The organism is Acinetobacter sp. SCLZS86 (assembly GCF_021560715.1).
GTDB classification, from domain to species: domain Bacteria; phylum Pseudomonadota; class Gammaproteobacteria; order Pseudomonadales; family Moraxellaceae; genus Acinetobacter; species Acinetobacter towneri_A.
In genome coordinates, this window is the sequence record NZ_CP090864.1 from 638,488 (window position 1) to 656,282 (window position 17,795).

Below are 17,795 nucleotides of genomic sequence, written 5' to 3' on the forward strand. Positions count from 1 at the left end.
AGTCAAGCGATTTGAGAAAAAATTAATCTTAAAGTTGCAACTAAGATGCAGGAAAACCAATAAAAAATGCCACGAACGTGTGGCATTTTATGTGAAAAGTAAATCGATTAATTATTCGCTTTTAATCCAAGTTTGGCTGCGTCCTAAGGCCGATACACCGACATAACCACGCATGGTCAAACGCTTACCGTTGCTGCTTAATTTAGCTTTGGTGCTGTAAATATGGCCGCTTAGTGGGTCAATGATTTTTCCACCAGAGTAGTTCATGCCACCTGTATGTTTTAAGCCTTTGAGTACATCCATCCCTAAAATAGGTTGGTTGGTATAAGGCGCAGGGCAGTTGACACAGGTTTCTTTAGGGGTGTAACCCGGACGTGGCGTTACTTTGACGATTTTAGCGGTGTAGCTACCATTGGCTTCCTGACGAATTTCTAAAATTGCTTTAGATGAACCCGTTTTATCGTCAATGTTTTTCCAAGTTCCTGTAATATCTTGGGCCAGCGCAAAACTGCCTAACGCTGAGCAGATTAAAGCAACGGTGAGTTTCATCTTGACCATGTTCAATGTTCCTTGTTTTTGGCTAACTGGATATTTCATAGTAAAAAGAAAGTTAAAACTCGACAAGTCTAAATAAGTGATTTCTCAGTCACATTTTTTGCAAATATAGTATAAATGTTGGCAGCCAAACTGCTGTAAACACCGCGTTGACTGCCATTCCAAAGGCAGCATAGCGTCCTGCAACACTACCTCGTTGCCACGCTTGGGCAGTACCGATGGCATGTGCAGCTAAGCCAAGTGCTAAGCCCGATGCACGTTCATCATTGATATGTTTTAAAATAAGCGGTGACAAAGCAGCACCCACGACACCCGATAAAATTACAATTAATACTGCCAATTGAATCGGTGCTTCTAATAAGGTTGCGATATTAATCGCAATCGGCGTGGTCACTGCACGGGTAGCAAAAGCCATAATATCGGCACTGGACATGTGTAGCGCATAAGCAAGTCCCATCGGCAGTGCCACAGCACTAAGACTGGCAAAGAGCAAAATACCTAAAATTGCTTTGAGGGGTAAATCATCATAACGCATTGCTGCTAAAGGAATAGCAAGTGCAACTGTCACATAACCCAACAATTGATTAAACAAAGGGTTAGTTTGTGTGACGTAAGTTTCGTATGGAATTCCGAAAAAGTACAACAGCAGCAACACAAAACACATGCCAAAGACAATGACGGGGATTTGCGGGAATTTTTGGTTGCAAGGTTTTGCCAATAAATACGCAACGAGAGTGATTAAAAAACCATATAGAATTGACAGCATTTTTAATCTCCTAAAGCCAGCGTTTTGCCATTTTGGCATACAGCCAAAGCGGTATTAGCGTACTGATGCACAATACAATCAAGAAGATTGGAATTTGTTTGCCCATGTGCGTGAGCATAATTAATGAGCCTGCGCTAATGGGTAAAAAGGCAAAGGCACTTTCTTTCATAATCTTGTTGTTGGTATCGACCAGACGAGCAGGAATTTTACTGAGTTTGCGCCATGTAAATAATACTGCTAGCAGACTAAGCAAACCGACTAAATTGCCTAATTCTGGGTGATTCAATTGGGTCATGATCCACACAGAGGCTTCACGAAACACAATAATCAAAAGGAGTGTGCCGATCCATGCTGGCCAATCGATATGTTTTATCCTGCTCATTTTTGATCTTTCGTTAAAATTTTACTTATCACGTTTTAACCGATTTGATCATCAATTTCAAATGCTTTAAGCAGACGTTTAAATTGTTCTGCCTGCGCACCTAAAACTTCATCTATCGGTAAATGCGCCTGTTTAATCAGTTGTTCCAGTTTATGGGGTGCCATGCTGACTTGTAGATGTAATTGACCCTCATCATCGTACTGTTCTGCTTGAATGACATTGAGCGTATACAGTTGATTGCGCAATTTGCCATAAGCAGGTTGTAATTTTAGATCAAACTTTTGAATTTGTCCCATTAAACATTCATGTACGGCTTGCTTTAACAAGTCTAAACCTTGCCCTGAATGTGCCGACACATAGACACGGTCGGGTTGATGTGGTTTGTCGTAGATAATCTTGGCTGTTTCGCCTGAAACATCAATTTTATTGTAAACCCGCAAAATGGGTACATCTGCACCAATTTCTTTCAGCACACCCTCGACAGCTTCAATTTGTTCCAACACATCAGGGCTGCTTGAATCAATCACATGCAGCAATAAACTGGCTTCTAAAGTTTCTTCCAAGGTTGCTTTAAATGATTCAACCAAAGAGTGGGACAGGTTTCTTACAAAGCCGACGGTGTCTGCCAATACCAGACGTCCAATACCATCCCATTCCAAACGCCGCAAAGTGGGGTCAAGCGTAGCGAACAGTTGGTCTGCAGCATACACATGACTTTGCGCCAGAATATTAAATAAAGTCGATTTGCCTGCGTTGGTATAACCGACCAATGATACGGTAGGAATAGCGGCTTTTTGTCGAGCCACACGACCTTGCGCACGCGTTTGACGAACTTTATCAAGTTTGGTTTTGAGTTGTCCCATGCGAATACGCAATAAGCGTCGGTCGGTTTCTAGCAAGGTTTCCCCAGGGCCACGTAAGCCAATACCACCTTTTTGACTGTCTAAGTTGCTACGACTACGCACCAAACGTGAAGATAAGTGCTGTAATTGTGCCAATTCGACTTGTAATTTACCTTCGTAAGTGCGGGCGCGTTGAGCAAAAATATCTAAAATAAGTTCGGTGCGATCCACCACGCGGCATTGCATCACTTTTTCTAAATTACGTGCCTGCGCAGGACTGAGCGCATGATCAAAAATGACCAAACTGGCTTCGTGTTCTTTGACCAATGCAGCAATTTCTTCGGCTTTGCCTGAGCCAATGAAGAGTTTGGCATCTGGTTTGCTACGTTGAGTGTGGACGTGTTGTAAAACTTCTGCACCCGCAGATTCAGCCAAGAGTTGAAATTCTCCGGCATCGAGGTCTTCTAAAATTTGGACAGTGACACTGACCAATACAACACGCTCGCCATCTTGATGTGGCACAAAATTTTCCACTCAGCGCAATCTCCTTGCTAAAGCTATATTCTAGTAGAAAAAATGTTTGTGCAGGGAATTAGATGACTGGATTTTTCCTGCACCTTGATTTGATGCTATATCAACGTATGTAAACTCAATTATAAGGATGACCCCAATATAGAATTTATCTATTTAGATTTTGCCAAAAGTCGCATGTCTGCATGCAGTTTTGGGTTTTTCTGATCTATGCAAGTTCAGATTGAACAGTATAGAATGAGCAAAATATAAACCTTTATACGTTGTTTTGCGTTTAACAATTAGTGATGACCCTATGAACCCAGCTGTTGAAACTCACACATCTCCAATTCATGGTTTGGCAAAGCTTGCTTTGTATAGCAAAAAAGTTCTGGCAACGGCTGGCGCGATTGGTGAAGGGTTTTATTTGGTCTATCGTCATCAATTGTATAAAGACACCAACAACCCGAATAATACGCGTTATGTACAATATTTTTGCCGTCAATTGTGCAAAGTTTTTAATATCGAAGTACAAATTCATGGTGAAATTCCGCATGATCCTGCACTATGGGTCAGTAATCATATTTCGTGGTTAGATGTGGCAGTATTGGGTTCTAGTGCGCGGGTGTTTTTTCTTGCCAAAGCTGAAATTGAAAAATGGCCGTTATTGGGTAAGTTAGCCAAAGGCGGTGGGACACTATTTATTAAGCGTGGCTCTGGCGATTCGGTCAAAATTCGTGAACAAATCACGCAATTTCTAAAACAAGATATTCCCGTATTATTTTTTCCTGAAGCGACCACGTCAGATGGAAGCAAAATTAAAAAAGTGCATGGTCGTATTTTAGGGGCAGCGATTGAAGCCAAACGACCTGTGCAAATTTGTCTGATTTGTTATGTGAATCAGCAAGGTGAGTTAGATACCGTTGCCCCGTTTATTAATGACATGACCTTTGTTGATCATGTGAAAGATGTTTTGGAAATGCCGAAAGTGACGGCGCATTTAATGGCTTTACCTGCAATTACGGTAGAAGGGCATGATATTGAATCTTTAACTGCTGTGGTTCAGGAACGCATGACGGAAGGCTTGGCTGAATTGCATCGGCAGGTATTAAAACCACAAACGCTGACATCATAAAACATGCTTAGGCGCATCTTCATGTTATACATAGCCTAAGCGCATCACATTGTTTTAAGAATAATGGTCACCATCTAATAGCTTCAATATTTTATTGCTACATAAAGCCTTCAATGGGCAGCCATGAGGTAATTTTCATTGCCGCACGCTGATACCATTTCATCCCTGGTTCTTTTTTTAGAATTTGAGTTTCGCCTTGTGGATTTTTCATCTGCCATTGAATGTTTTGCTGCGCATCTAAAACCAGTTTATAAGCATATTTGGACAAATTGACATTCATGGTCTGGTGAACTGCGCGAGCCAATGGTGGACTATTTAAAATTACTCCAATTTCAGTATTTAAATATGCCGAGCGCGGATCAAAATTAAACGAACCAATAAACACCTGTTTTTCATCTAGTGCCATGAGCTTGGCATGTAAACTAGAACGGCTTAAACCTTTCATACTGACTTTGGCTTTTTTGGAAATTTCTTGCGTATGTGTATTTAGGTTTTCCATTTCAGGTCGTGCCAAAAACTCATATAGCTGCACGTTATTTGCCAATAAATCTTCTCGATATTTGGCATAAAAAGCATGTACTACTGGGACATCGTTGGCTTTAAAGGAGTTGGTCAGTACGCGTACCTGAATGCCATCATTCGCTAAGTTTTTTAGTTTTTCTGCCCCTGATTGTTCAGGGACAAAATAAGCAGAAATAATATCGACACTACTACTTGGTTTTTCTAAATGCGTCAGCAATTGAAAGTTGAGATGTTCTTCTTTTGAGGCGCGGTCTTTAATTTTACTCGGCGCATCTTTGACCACTTCAGCACTGACCCAATCGAACTTAATATTATGCGTCATCCACTGTTCAATTGCTTTAGAACGAGTCACCAAATCTAAATAACTTTGTACAGTGGCTTCTTGATCGTGCTGTTCTAATTGCTGTTTTAAGCTTTCATAACGCAAGGTGTAATGTCGTGGATTGACCACTTGCTTGACTGAATAAGCATAGTCATCATTCCAGTATTCATCAAAAGAGTGAATGATTTCATCCGAAGCTGAGCCGACTAACATCACATCAAGATCAGAAAACTGATAATTGTCGCTGACGTTATAGTATTGATTGCTCATATTGCGCCCACCGATCAGAGAGATTTGGTTGTCGGCAATAAAGCTTTTGTTGTGCATGCGACGATTAATACGCTTCAAATCCAGAATCATGTCCATGGCACGATAATGTCGAAAGCGATACGGATTATATAGTTTGATGTCGATATTGACGTGTTGATCGAGCGCGAGATAAATGCCTTCCATTTTTTTGGCATTGTTATCATCGACCAATAAGCGGACTTTCACGCCACGATCTGCCGCGCGAATAATGGCATGAAGTGCAAGTGCGCCAATTTTATCGTTATCCCAAATATAATATTGTAAATCTAAAGATTTTTCTGCTTTATTAATCAGATAGATGCGTGCAGCTAGCGCTTCGAGCGGATCATATAGGACATGATAACCTGTAAGCTGTGGATATTTTTCGCGTAGCGGCAGTACGATTTTAGCCAAACTGGTTTGATCGGTTGGAGTTTCAAACGCCATTTGGATCGGATGTTCAATCTGTTTGGGCAGTGTGCTACAGCCTGAGAGTGTTAAAACGAAGGCGCAACTCAGCCACAAGAGGTTGTGCCGAATATTTTGAAATGGGGCTGATGAGCTGCGGTTTGCCAAATTAAATTCCTTTTTAGCACGGGGAGCAAATAAGTGAAAAATAGGGTTTGAGTATAATTGTCAGCTATGAAAAGATAAATACGACAATACAGATATATGACGTGTGTGGGCTAGATGGGACATCTGGGATTAGCGCAGCATTGAATAGCAGAAGTATGAAGTAATAGAGAATAAATATGTGGAATAACGATTTAGTCGTGTTGTATTTCTATATTGGTATGGCGATTTTGGCGTTGTGGGCGGTTTCGCAAGCATGGCGCAGTCAGGCCAATACAGAAACCATTCACCCGTTTAAGGCTTTTGTGCATTTACTGGCATTTTATTTGTCTTACCTGTTGCCGCCTTTGGTTTTTTTTAGTGTTTATGCGGGTATTCAGGGCTATTACTCCATCCACGAAGCAATTTTTGTATTTTTAGTCAGCGCAGTGTTGAGTTATGCACGTTTTATTGAGCCGCATTTGATTCAAGTCAAAACTACCAAATATCAAATTCATCCAGATCGCCGTTTATTGAAGCCCGTTAAAATTGCGTTAATTGCAGATTTACATATTGGTTTATTTTCTGGACATGAGCGTCAATTAAAGCAAATTGTGAAGAAACTCAATTTGCAAAATCCCGATATTGTGGTTGTGGCAGGCGACTGGACTTATGAGCCTGAAAATAAATTGGTCGAAGAATTGGCAGTTTTAAAAGAAATTTGTGCGCCTGTGTATTCGGTAAATGGCAATCATGATGAACAGTATCCAGGCCCGCCCATTCAGGAGCTGTTAAAAACGGCTTTAGAACAAAGTAACGTGATTGATATTGAAGGCAGAATTGTCGAGTTTGATGAGTTTCGTTTACTCGGTATTGGCGATTTATGGGCTGGTAAAACCGATATGCGTTATATGCCTGATTTACCTCAGGACAAGCCGTGGGTGTTGTTATCACATAACCCCGATACAGTTGATATGGTGCCGAAATTGCCGACACGCCCGTTGATGTTGGCAGGACATACTCATGGTGGGCAGGTTGAACTGCCATGGCTGACCGATTATGTGATGAAAAAAGTATCCATTTTAGGGCATAAAAAAGGTTTATATCGGCATGATCATGCCGATGTGTTTGTGACTGTGGGCACAGGAATGGTGGGTGTTCCTTTTCGTTTTGGTGTGCCACCCACGATTGATATTATTGAATTATTGTAGGCGCCTGCACCTTACCTACATGAAAAAAACCAGCCGAGGCTGGTTTTTTTGATGCAATTTTTACGCTTAAATTTGGTTGTTTACATCATCATGCTTGGTTTCTCGAATCATTAAGAATGCGATTAAAGACAAGATCGATGCCGCACTTAAATAATAACCTACTGCAGCCAAGCCATAAGTGGTGGCGAGTTTAGTGGCAATCAGTGGGGCAAACGATGCGCCAAAAATACCCGCTAAGTTAAAGGTAAGTGCCGAGCCTGTATAACGTACAGACGTTGGAAAAATTTCAGACAATACTGTACCAATGGGCCCGTAAGTGAGTCCCATAATCGCCAAGCCAATACACAGGAAAATAAAGACAATCCACGTGCTGCCTGAAGCAAGCATGTCGGCAAAGAATAAGCCAAAAATTGCAGAGATGATACATACCGCAATAGACGTAGTTTTACGTCCAAATTTTTCCGCTAAAACGGCTGAGAGGGGAATAAAAGCGGCAAAACACAATGTGGCTAAAAGTTGAAGTTTTAAAAACTCTTCACGTGAATAACCCAGTTGTTTAGTCCCCCATTGCAAGGCAAATACCGTAGTCAGATAAAACACCACAAAGGTACAAATTGCAGCAATTGTACCGAGCACTAGCATTTTAGCGTGTTTTTTAAAGACCTGAATAAAGGGCACATTGACTTCTTTTTGCTTATTCAACACTTTTTGGAAGGCAGGTGTTTCATGCAGTTTTAAGCGAATCCACAAACCGACAATCACCAATAAGGCACTGGAAATAAACGGAATCCGCCAGCCCCATGTCATAAAGTCTTGCTCAGACATCAGCGCACCTAAAATAAGGAATGAACCTGTGGCAAGAATAAAACCAATCGGAGCGCCCAATTGTGGGAACATGCCATACCAAGCACGTTTACCTTCAGGGGCATTTTCTGTGGCCAATAGTACCGCGCCTGACCATTCGCCGCCTAAACCTAAACCTTGTCCTAAACGACACAATGCCAATAATAATGGTGCGACAATCCCAATTTGTGCATATGTTGGCAGTAAACCAATACAGACTGTAGAAATCCCCATGGTCAATAATGCCGCGACCAAAGTGGCTTTGCGTCCAATCCGATCACCCAAATGTCCAAATAAAGCTGCACCAATTGGACGGGCAATAAAGGCAATGGCAAAAGTGGCTAGAGATTGAATAGTTGCCGTCATTGGGTCAGTACTGGTCGGAAAGAACAGATACGGGAAAATAATGACTGCCGCAGTGGCGTAGATATAAAAGTCAAAAAACTCGATGGTGGTACCGACCAAACTTGCAGTCAGTACTCGAAATTTAGAATTTTGAGTCGGCTGTTCAGCGGCAGCAGTAGATGAAGATGCCATACAGGACCTTATGTAAAATGAATTTTAAATGAAAGTGCAATTTGGCATAGACCGCACTGGCAGAAGAATAGTAGATACTTCTTGTAGTTATGCTTTTTTGAACAACAAGTTGGTCACAAAACTGCATCCATGAACACCATTCAAATCTGACCGTTTCATGTGTAAGACATGAACGAGACTCAGCGTTAAATAACATACAGATAAATTGCCAAAAAGTGTGCGCCCGCACCAATTAAGACAAATACATGCCAAATTGCGTGGGTATATCTTACGTGTTTTGAGGCATAAAACAATGCACCCACGGTGTAGGCAATCCCGCCAATCAACAAAAAGGTCAGGGCTTGGCTGCTTAAATAGGCTTGCATATCGTCCATGACCAGAACGGCTAACCAACCCATCACCAAGTAGGCAATTAAAGAAATTTTATGAAAACGGTTGATGAATACCAGTTTAAATAGGGTGCCAATCAAGGCAATAATCCACAGGGCAATTAACAAATATTGTGCTTTTTGCGTAGGAATCGCGATGGATAAAAACGGGGTATAAGTACCTGCAATTAAATAATAAATTGCGGTGTGATCTAGCTTTTTATAAAAATAACGACGGTCTGCTGCGGTTGACATGTGGTACAGCATAGAAGCAGAAAAAAGCAGTACTATGCTTATTGCATAGGCCCACAAACCTAGCCATTGTCCTTTACTTAAATATGCACCTTTAATGATTAAAAGAATGCCTGCAATAAATGCCAAAGCCGCACCGACACCATGACTCAGATAGTTAATCCGTTCTTCATGCAGGTCATAATCAGGGACTAAAGGGGCGTTTAATTTCATGGCAAATATACTTTAATTTCTTTAATTATACAACTGTATCGTAATTCAATTTTGCTTTTAGGGTAATAACAATTAAACTTGAATTGTAATTTTTTCAGGTTTTTATTATGTCGACTTTGGCTTCTCCCTCTGTTCAGGAACAACAATTCTTAGAGGCTTTTCAGCAAGCCATTGATACACAAAAGCTTGATCGTGTGGTACTGAGTCAATATAAAGGTGAACTGGAACAATTAGAAAAAATCACCTTGCGGGTGATTCAGCTGAATCAAGACACTGTTTTAACTTGTTTGTATCGCCATAAAACGCAGGATATCACCAAAAACTATCCTTTGGCAGAAGCGCAGATGCAATTGAGTCACTTATTGGCAGATTGTAAACAGGCCAATTTATTTATGACTGATCAGGAAATTCAGCTCAAAAAGAACAAAAAGAAAGCCATGCTCAGCATCAGTAAAACAGCACCGACTATCGCGAAATCGAAAGAACCGCAAGGACATGACCGAGAAAAGCAGCGTTATGTCGATCAATCCAGCCCATTCTTACAACACTTGGGTATTAGCGATGCTAAAGCGCAAATTATTCCGAGCATGGCGCGTAAATGGAAACAGATCAATAAATTCATTGAAATTTTTTCGGGTGCCTTGGCGCAAATCAAAATTTCGGAAAATACGTTGCGCGTGGTGGATTTTGGTTCAGGCAAAGGCTATTTAACTTTTGCGTTATATGACTATTTGCACAAGCAGCAATTTATTCCTTTTGTGACTGGGGTGGAACTAAACCCGAAAATGGTCGAGTTTTGTCAGTCAGTGGCGAGTGCTTCAGACTTTAAGCAATTAGACTTTTTTCAGGGCGATGTACGCACCTATCAGCCAGAACATTTAGATGTGATGATTGCTTTGCATGCCTGTGATGTCGCCACCGATTTTGCAATTCATACCGGTATTCGCCTGAATGCACAAATGATTATGTGCGCGCCGTGTTGCCATAAAGAGTTACGTCCACAATTACAAAGCCCAAGCGTTTTGCAACCGATGCTGCAATTTGGCATTCATGTAGGACAGCAGGCGGAAATGTTGACCGATACCATTCGTGCTTTATTGCTCAAAGCTTATGGTTATGACACCAAAGTTTTTGAGTTTGTTTCTTTGGAGCACACCAGTAAGAACAAAATGATTTTGGCAACCAAACGCCAAAATTGGAGTGAACCTGATCAAGTAGTTTTAGCACAAATTCGCGATTTAAAAACCATGTACGGTATTCAAAAACACTCTTTGGAGTTGTTGTTGAATGATCAATGGGATCAGCAGGGCATTGGTTCTAAGTGCTAAGCAAGACGGAACAGGATAAAAAGATGCAAGATTATGAAATTCAATCGGGCACTTGGGCACAGTTTGCTGCAGAGGCCAAATTTATTCGTGAGCAAGTCTTTATTCAGGAACAGCGAATTGCGCCTGAAGATGAGTGGGATGCACAAGATGCAGTTGCCTTGCATTTTGTGGTCTATGCAACTGGACAGGCGATTGCAACAGCACGTTTACTGGAAAATCACAGTATTGGACGGGTCGCAGTGTTGAAGTCACAGCGTGGTTTAGGTGTGGGACGTGTTCTAATGCAGCATATTATTCAGATGGCAAAGCAGCAGCAACGTCCGTGGGTCAAGTTGTCTGCGCAGGAACACGCGATTCCGTTTTATCAAAGCTTGGGTTTTCAGGTGGAGGGTGAGTCGTATTTAGATTGTGGTATTGCGCATGTAGATATGCGATTGATATTTTAAATGAATTGTCGATAGTCCTGATTTTAATCGTGCAAAATAAAAATCGCCATGATGGAATGTGATCATGGCGATTTCTTTTTATGAACTATATGAACTGAGCGGCTAGTGCATATTAATGTCCATGTGCGGGTGCTGGCTCATGGTTTTCAGGCATATTGGCATGTTCTGTTTCAGTCATACCGTGTGCATCTGCAGTTTCAGCAGCCAAAGCTTCACGTGCTTCACGATCTGCTTGTGCTTTTGCCAATGCTTCTTGTGACATAGCTGGCGCATTTTTAAAGGCGTGTTGCTGAGTATTCTGCTTTTGTTGCTGGCTAGGCATGTAGTCAGGTTCATTCGTGACCGCTAACCAGAAAATAAACATGAAAATTCCACCCAAAATACAGAAAATAAAGAGTGCTTTCCAACCCCAAGGTGATTTTTCAGGAGTAAGGCGTTCGGTCATGTGCATCTACCCAATTTGAATCTAAATCTTAAAATTATGTAACTTTATAACATAAAATGCATGAAAAACGGATTACATTCTATTTATGCAGGGATATTCATTGTAATTTTGAGCAAATAAAAAGAGGGATGATATATCCCTCCCAGATTGCTTTAAATTTAAAGTTTAGCTTTAAATGCTTTTAGCACCTGCAGCAACACGATCTTGCAAGATTTTAGGTGGGGTAAAACGCTCGCCATATTCAGCAGTAAGTTGCTGTGCTCGTGCCAAAGCCTGTGTTAAACCATATTGATTCAAAAATTGTAAAGCACCACCTGTCCATGCAGGGAAGCCAATGCCAAAAATTGAACCAACATTGGCATCAATGACAGATTCTAAAACACCTTCTTCCAAGCAACGTAAGCTGTCCAGTGCTTGTACAAATAAAAAGCGGTCTATCATCTCTTGTTCAGCGATTTCGGTATTTTTATACCAATGACTTAACCCCGACCAAAGCTGTTTTTTACCCTGCTCAGGGTAGTCATAAAAGCCTGCACCTGCAGCTTTGCCTTTACGTGAGAATTGATGAATCATGGTTTGAATGACTTCATCTGCACTCGACAGTGGTCGGTCTTTTCCTTCGGCTTGCAGCGCCTTACGTGCTTCCTGTGCCACGTGTTCAGATAAGGTTAAAGATACTTCATCCTGAATAGCAAGTGGGCCAACAGGCATACCTGCTTTTAAAGCTGCCATTTCAATTTTGGCAGGATGTACGCCTTCTGCCAGTAAGCGCAAGCCTTCCTGCACAAAAGTGCCAAACACCCGACTGGTAAAAAAGCCACGTCTGTCATTGACTACAATCGGTGTTTTACCAATGTGTTGCACAAAGTCATATGCTTTTGCCAAAGTATCGGCAGAGGTGTTTTTTCCTTTAATGATTTCTACCAACGGCATTTTATCGACAGGACTAAAGAAATGCAGTCCAACAAAGCGCTGTTGATCTTGCGCAGCTTGGGCAAGCCCGCTTATTGGCAAAGTTGAGGTATTGGATGCCATCACACCTTGTTCTGCCAGAAAAACTTCGGCTTCTTGTGTGACTTGCGCCTTGAGTTGAGGATTTTCAAATACCGCCTCAATAATCAAATCACAGCCTTGTAAATCGGCAGCCTGTGCCGTTGGATGAATATTGGCTAAGACTTGTGCTGCTCGCTCTGCACTTATACGACCTTGCGATACTTGTTTATCCAATAGTTTTTGACTGTAAGCTTTGCCTTTTTCAGCCTGTTCGATGGATACATCTTTAAGAACAACCGCAATGCCTTTGTTTGCTGTGGCATAAGCAATGCCTGCACCCATCATGCCTGCACCTAAAATGCCAACTTTTTGGGTTTGATTCGGTGCAATGCCTTGCGGACGGCCACTGCCCGATTTAATCGCATTCAGACCATGCCAAAAGGTGCCAATCATATTTTTAGAAATTTGACCTGTAGCGAGCTGGGTAAAATAGCGGGATTCAATGCGTAAGGCTGTATCGACATCAACCTGTGCACCTTCTACTGCTGCACTCAAAATTGCTTCAGGCGCAGGGTAACAGCCTTTGGTTTTGTCGCGTAGCATGGCAGGAGCAATGGAAAGCATTTGCGCGACAGCAGGTGTAGATGGTGTTCCCCCAGGGATTTTATAGCCTTTGACATCAAATACTTGTTGTGATTGAGGATGTGCAAGAATCCAGTCTTGGGCTTTGCTGAGTAATTCTGTTTCATTTTCAGCAAGATCATAGATTAAACCTAAACTTTGTGCTTTTTCCACACTCAGCTGTTTGCCTTCCATCAACAGCGGCAGGGCAGTTTGTAAACCCAATAAACGTACCATCCGCACAATACCACCGCCACCAGGCAATAAACCTAAAGTCACTTCGGGTAAACCAAACTTGGTTTTTGCATCACGAATTGCAATACGATGATGACAGCACAGAGCAAGTTCCCATCCGCCGCCGAGTGCCGTGCCATTTAAGGCAGCTACCACAGGAATACCACGGGTTTCAATATAACGCAGCTGTGCTTTTAGGTTTTCAATCATCTGAAAAAATGAGCTGGCATGCTCAGGCTGTACTTGAATCAACTCATCTAAGTCACCGCCTGCAAAAAAGGTTTTTTTCGCAGAGGCGAAAATGATTCCCGCCACCTGTTCGTCTGCTTGTAACTTTTGCACCACTTGCGCTAATGCATCTCTAAAGTCAGCATTCATGGTGTTGGCAGATTGATTTGGTGAGTCAAAGGTTAAAATGACAATGTTATCGGCATTTTTATAATAGTGAATGGCGCTCATTTTTATACTCCTTATACTCGCTCAATAATGGTGGCAATTCCCATCCCACCGCCTACACATAATGTAGCCATGCCGCGTTTTTTATCTTGTCGTTCTAGCTCGTCCAGTAAGGTGCCTAAAATCATGGCACCTGTAGCGCCAAGTGGATGACCCAAGGCAATAGCACCACCATTCACATTGACTTTTGCGGGATCAACCTGAAGTTCTGTAATAAAACGCAGAACCACGGCTGCAAAGGCTTCATTGACTTCAAACAGATCAATATCTTCAATGTTCAGTCCTGCTTTGGCTAAGGCTTTGCGTGCTGCAGGCGCGGGTCCTGTGAGCATAATGGCAGGGTCTGTGCCAACCAGTGCGGTAGCAAGCACTTTGGCGCGTGGTTTTAAGTTGTGTTGCTGTACGGCTTGTTCCGATGCAATCAAGACCAATGCCGCGCCATCAACAATACCTGATGAATTGCCTGCATGATGCACATGATTGACTTGTCCTGCTTCAGGATATTTTTGCAGGGCAATCGCATCAAAACCCATTTGTCCCATATTGGCAAAACTCGGCTTGAGCTGTGCCAAGCTTTCAGCCGTGGTCTGTGGTTTGATAAATTCATCTTGTGCCAAAATCACCACACCTGCCTGATCTTTCACAGGTACAATCGAGCGCTCGAAATGTCCCTGTGCTTGTGCTGCTGCGGCTTTGTGCTGTGATGCTGCTGCAAATTGATCGACTTCTGTACGGCTATAGCCATCGAGTGTGGCAATTAAGTCAGCGCCAATACCTTGTGGAATAAAGTCACAAGCCATATTGGTTTCAGGGTCGAATGCCCAAGCACCACCATCGGAACCCATTGCCACGCGTGACATAGATTCCACACCACCTGCAACGATTAAATCTTCCCAACCCGAACGAACTTTTTGCGCTGCGAGGTTCACGGCTTCTAAACCCGAGGCACAAAAGCGGTTGATTTGTACCCCAGCAACGTCATTGTCCCAACCTGCAGCAATCGCTGCGGTTTTGGCAATATCCGCACCCTGATCGCCAATTGGTGTGACACAACCCAAAACAATATCGTCCACTTGAGAAGTATCTAGGTTGTGTCGTTGTTGTAATTCATTCAATAAGGTTGTGAGTAGGCGAATGGGTTTAACTTCGTGTAATGCGCCATCTTTTTTTCCTTTGCCGCGCGGAGTGCGAATGGCATCAATGATGTAGGCCTCGCTCATAATCAATCCCTTGTCGATAGTTTTCTTTATGATTGCTTTTGAGTGTAATCTGAAAATTTTGAAGTGCAATGACAAGAACGGTACAGGTCAGTGAGGTTTTTTGCTAATTGGGATGACGCAGTAATTTGGCAGAAAGATTGAAACTATAATAGAGCGATAAAAAAAGCCCTTGCGGTGTGCAAGGGCAATCGATTGGAATTACGAGTTATTGTGAATTGTCGATTCTAAATTAATGATAACCATGCAACTGACGGTATAAACCAGGGGTGACGCCAGTCCACTTTTTGAAAGCACGGTGGAAAGTACTTGTTTCACTAAAGCCAACTTGTTGCGCTACATCTTCAAGGGTTAGTTCAGGATTCAGCAATAGATGAATCGCGGCATCACGACGTAGCGCATCTTTTACCCCTTGATAGCTTTTACCTTCTGCAGCCAAACGACGACGCAAGGTTTGTGGCGATAGGTAAAGCATGGATGCAACATCGTTCAAGGTTGGCATTTCTTCGCCAATCTGACTCTTTAACACATCACGAATACGCGAAGTTAAAGAATTGGTGTTTTTGAATTTCACCAATAATTGTGCAGGTGCAGTTTTTAAGAATTCGTCTAAGGTTTCTTGAGTTTGACGAATTGGTAAATCCAAGTAGTCTGCAGCAAAGGTAATTTCAGTGCGTGGCATGTCAAATTGCATAACAGGCGCAAAGAACAACGCATCATATTCATCTGCATGCGCAGGACGTGGATAGCCAAAATGCACGCGCTCTAAAGGCAGGCGACGTTCAATTAACCAAGACGCCAAGCCGTGCCAAATCATCAACATGCTTTCAGTAATAAAGTGATCAGGATCCATAGCTTGTGGAATAGAGGGCACCAAACGCGCTTCATGTTTATCACGTTCCAAGGTGACCGACCAATCATCACCAAACAGCTTATAAAATTGTGAGGAGAGTTCTAAGGCATCACCCAATGTTTTGGCGTGAATCACCAATTGGCACATGATTGCGAATGTACCCAAACGACGTGGTTGGCTGTCAAAACCGACGTGTTCGTCTTGGGTCACCATCCACAACATTTTAATAAAGCGGGTATATTGTTCAGGTGAAATACGTGCTTTCGGTTGGCGCAGAAGTTCTGCTTCAATACCGACATGAGATAATAAGGTTTCGACATCCATACCGAGTCGTTTGACACCTGTGAGCGCAGCATTGACAAAGTGGATACTAATGGTATCTCGGCTCATGTTAAATCCTTCAGTCTCTTTTGTATTCACGTAAGCTTGACCTAAATGACGCTAAAAAATTGAAATTGGCAATTTACAATACCAATTTTACTTATTTTACATAATAAATTGCCGAAATGATCAAGGTAAATGGCTGAACATGACATTGTGTTACAGTTTTAGTGTTTATAAGATAAACGGAAAATCAGAAAAAATGGCGTAATCACAACAATGACACATGCACTGAACGGTTTAAAAGTTTTAGATTTTTCCACCTTGTTGCCTGGCCCATTTGCAAGTTTATATTTGGCAGATATGGGTGCAGAGGTGATTCATATTGAGTCTGCGACAAGGCCTGACTTAATTCGTATGTTTCCACCCTATGCCAATGGACAGGCGACTTCGCATAGTTATTTGAATCGTAATAAACAGTCAATTACTTTGGATTTAAAATCGCCAGACAGCATTCAATTGATTTTGGACAAAATTGGTGAGTTCGATATTGTATTGGAGCAATTTAGGCCTGGTGTGATGCAGCGTTTAGGGCTGGACTATGCCAGCTTGGCAAAAATTAATCCACGACTGATCTATTGTTCCATTACAGGTTATGGACAAACAGGTGATTATCAACATCGGGCAGGGCATGACATTAATTATTTAGCCTTGGCGGGAATTGCAGGACATAGCGGACGTCAAGCAGGCGGGCCGCCACCGCTAGGTATTCAGGTGGCCGATGTAGCTGGCGGTTCATTACACGCTTTGGTGGCGATTTTGAGTGCGGTGATAGAACGTCAGCGCAGTGGCTTAGGGCAATATATTGATATTTCGATGACCGATTGTGCTGCCACATTAAATAATATGGCAGCTTCTGCTGTTTTGGCGGCACAGCTGCCTCAATATGCTGAGCAATCTTACTTAAATGGAGGCAGTTATTATGACTATTATGAAACGGCCGATGGTCGTTATCTTTCGGTGGGCAGCTTAGAGCCACAATTTATGCAAGGCTTGGCACAAATTTTAAACTTACCGATACTTTTGGAAAAAGGGGCATCTTTAGATCCGCAAGAGCGCTTGCAAGTCAAACACGCTATTCAAGATAAAATTAAAACACAAAGTTTTGCCACATGGCAGCAGGTATTCGCGCAATATGATGTCTGCGTTGAACCTGTATTCACTTTAGATGAAGCTTTACATTCCCCCTTGGCACAGCAACGCGGTTGGACTGTAGAAGTTCCAATCCAGCAGAATGCCGAAAAAACCGAAACTCAGTTGGCTTGTCCTATTAAATTTTCACGTTCTCAAATGCGTTACGATTATATCGGGCAGGCTTTGGGCGCAGGGCAGTGGTCATCTCAGACTAAAAATCAGGATGAAGATAAAGCCAAGTCGTAACCACAGGTAATCAATAATAGATCGAATAGATGCTATAGCAGAAAAAGTGCTAAAGCATGCACTATTTTGTGATAGCTCTATAAAAAGCCTGTAAATTTTGGCAAAGGCTTACAGGCTGTGATGTTGCAATGGCTTATCAATAA

16 protein-coding genes are annotated in these 17,795 nt (G+C 42.2%); 5 read left to right on the forward strand and 11 right to left on the reverse strand.

All coding sequences use genetic code 11. From position 1 onward, the window contains the following. Positions 1–111: 111 nt before the first annotated feature. From LZP46_RS02920 to hflX, 4 genes are all read right to left on the reverse strand, one after another. A complete protein-coding gene (locus LZP46_RS02920) occupies positions 112–558 on the reverse strand; it encodes a DUF2147 domain-containing protein (protein ID WP_236094625.1) in 447 nt (148 codons plus the stop codon). Between the two features lie 88 nt (positions 559–646). Continuing rightward, complete coding sequence (locus LZP46_RS02925) at positions 647–1,321, reverse strand: LrgB family protein (protein ID WP_236094626.1); 675 nt, start codon at positions 1,319–1,321, stop codon at positions 647–649. Between the two features lie 10 nt (positions 1,322–1,331). After that, a complete protein-coding gene (locus LZP46_RS02930) occupies positions 1,332–1,703 on the reverse strand; it encodes a hypothetical protein (RefSeq protein ID WP_236094627.1) in 372 nt (123 codons plus the stop codon). A gap of 35 nt (positions 1,704–1,738) precedes the next feature. Next, a complete protein-coding gene (gene hflX / locus LZP46_RS02935) occupies positions 1,739–3,079 on the reverse strand; it encodes a ribosome rescue GTPase HflX (protein WP_236094628.1) in 1,341 nt (446 codons plus the stop codon). A 292-nt stretch (positions 3,080–3,371) separates the two neighbouring features. On the opposite strand from hflX, the gene LZP46_RS02940 reads away from it, so the two are divergent. Further along, complete coding sequence (locus tag LZP46_RS02940) at positions 3,372–4,190, forward strand: lysophospholipid acyltransferase family protein (protein WP_034607371.1); 819 nt, start codon at positions 3,372–3,374, stop codon at positions 4,188–4,190. Positions 4,191–4,287: 97 nt separating this feature from the next. Here the strand turns inward: LZP46_RS02940 and LZP46_RS02945 are convergent, their stop codons facing one another. Next, positions 4,288–5,862, reverse strand: coding sequence for a phospholipase D family protein (locus tag LZP46_RS02945; RefSeq protein ID WP_236095163.1), 1,575 nt, complete (start codon positions 5,860–5,862; stop codon positions 4,288–4,290). 212 nt (positions 5,863–6,074) lie between these two features. On the opposite strand from LZP46_RS02945, the gene LZP46_RS02950 reads away from it, so the two are divergent. Next, complete coding sequence (locus tag LZP46_RS02950) at positions 6,075–7,085, forward strand: metallophosphoesterase (protein ID WP_236094629.1); 1,011 nt, start codon at positions 6,075–6,077, stop codon at positions 7,083–7,085. Between the two features lie 66 nt (positions 7,086–7,151). On the opposite strand, the gene LZP46_RS02955 is transcribed toward LZP46_RS02950, so the two are convergent. After that, on the reverse strand, positions 7,152–8,465 hold the full coding sequence (locus LZP46_RS02955; RefSeq protein ID WP_019837794.1) for an MFS transporter: 1,314 nt from the start codon (positions 8,463–8,465) through the stop codon (positions 7,152–7,154). A 185-nt stretch (positions 8,466–8,650) separates the two neighbouring features. After that, positions 8,651–9,298, reverse strand: coding sequence for a PAQR family membrane homeostasis protein TrhA (trhA, locus tag LZP46_RS02960; protein ID WP_236094630.1), 648 nt, complete (start codon positions 9,296–9,298; stop codon positions 8,651–8,653). A 107-nt stretch (positions 9,299–9,405) separates the two neighbouring features. Here trhA and LZP46_RS02965 point away from each other — a divergent pair, with 107 nt between their 5' ends. Together LZP46_RS02965 and LZP46_RS02970 are read left to right on the forward strand one after the other, a co-directional pair. Beyond that, positions 9,406–10,626: a class I SAM-dependent methyltransferase gene (locus LZP46_RS02965; protein ID WP_236094631.1), complete on the forward strand. Its 1,221-nt coding sequence runs from the start codon at positions 9,406–9,408 to the stop codon at positions 10,624–10,626. Positions 10,627–10,649: 23 nt separating this feature from the next. Next, a complete protein-coding gene (locus LZP46_RS02970) occupies positions 10,650–11,072 on the forward strand; it encodes a GNAT family N-acetyltransferase (protein ID WP_236094632.1) in 423 nt (140 codons plus the stop codon). 112 nt (positions 11,073–11,184) lie between these two features. On the opposite strand, the gene LZP46_RS02975 is transcribed toward LZP46_RS02970, so the two are convergent. From LZP46_RS02975 to LZP46_RS02990, 4 genes are all read right to left on the reverse strand, one after another. Continuing rightward, positions 11,185–11,517, reverse strand: coding sequence for a hypothetical protein (locus LZP46_RS02975; protein ID WP_004972453.1), 333 nt, complete (start codon positions 11,515–11,517; stop codon positions 11,185–11,187). 171 nt (positions 11,518–11,688) lie between these two features. Beyond that, positions 11,689–13,824 carry a 3-hydroxyacyl-CoA dehydrogenase NAD-binding domain-containing protein gene (locus LZP46_RS02980; RefSeq protein ID WP_236094633.1) on the reverse strand — a complete coding sequence of 712 codons (2,136 nt, stop codon included), beginning with the start codon at positions 13,822–13,824 and terminating at the stop codon, positions 11,689–11,691. Positions 13,825–13,835: 11 nt separating this feature from the next. Then, positions 13,836–15,041 (reverse strand): acetyl-CoA C-acetyltransferase, encoded by a 1,206-nt coding sequence (locus tag LZP46_RS02985; protein WP_096901568.1) that lies wholly within the window; start codon positions 15,039–15,041, stop codon positions 13,836–13,838. Positions 15,042–15,270: 229 nt separating this feature from the next. Next, the gene (locus LZP46_RS02990; RefSeq protein ID WP_004972448.1) at positions 15,271–16,281 is read right to left on the reverse strand and encodes an AraC family transcriptional regulator; all 1,011 of its coding nucleotides are present in this window, start codon (positions 16,279–16,281) and stop codon (positions 15,271–15,273) included. A 210-nt stretch (positions 16,282–16,491) separates the two neighbouring features. On the opposite strand from LZP46_RS02990, the gene LZP46_RS02995 reads away from it, so the two are divergent. Next, the gene (locus LZP46_RS02995; protein WP_236094634.1) at positions 16,492–17,652 is read left to right on the forward strand and encodes a CaiB/BaiF CoA transferase family protein; all 1,161 of its coding nucleotides are present in this window, start codon (positions 16,492–16,494) and stop codon (positions 17,650–17,652) included. The last annotated feature ends 143 nt before the right edge of the window (positions 17,653–17,795 follow it).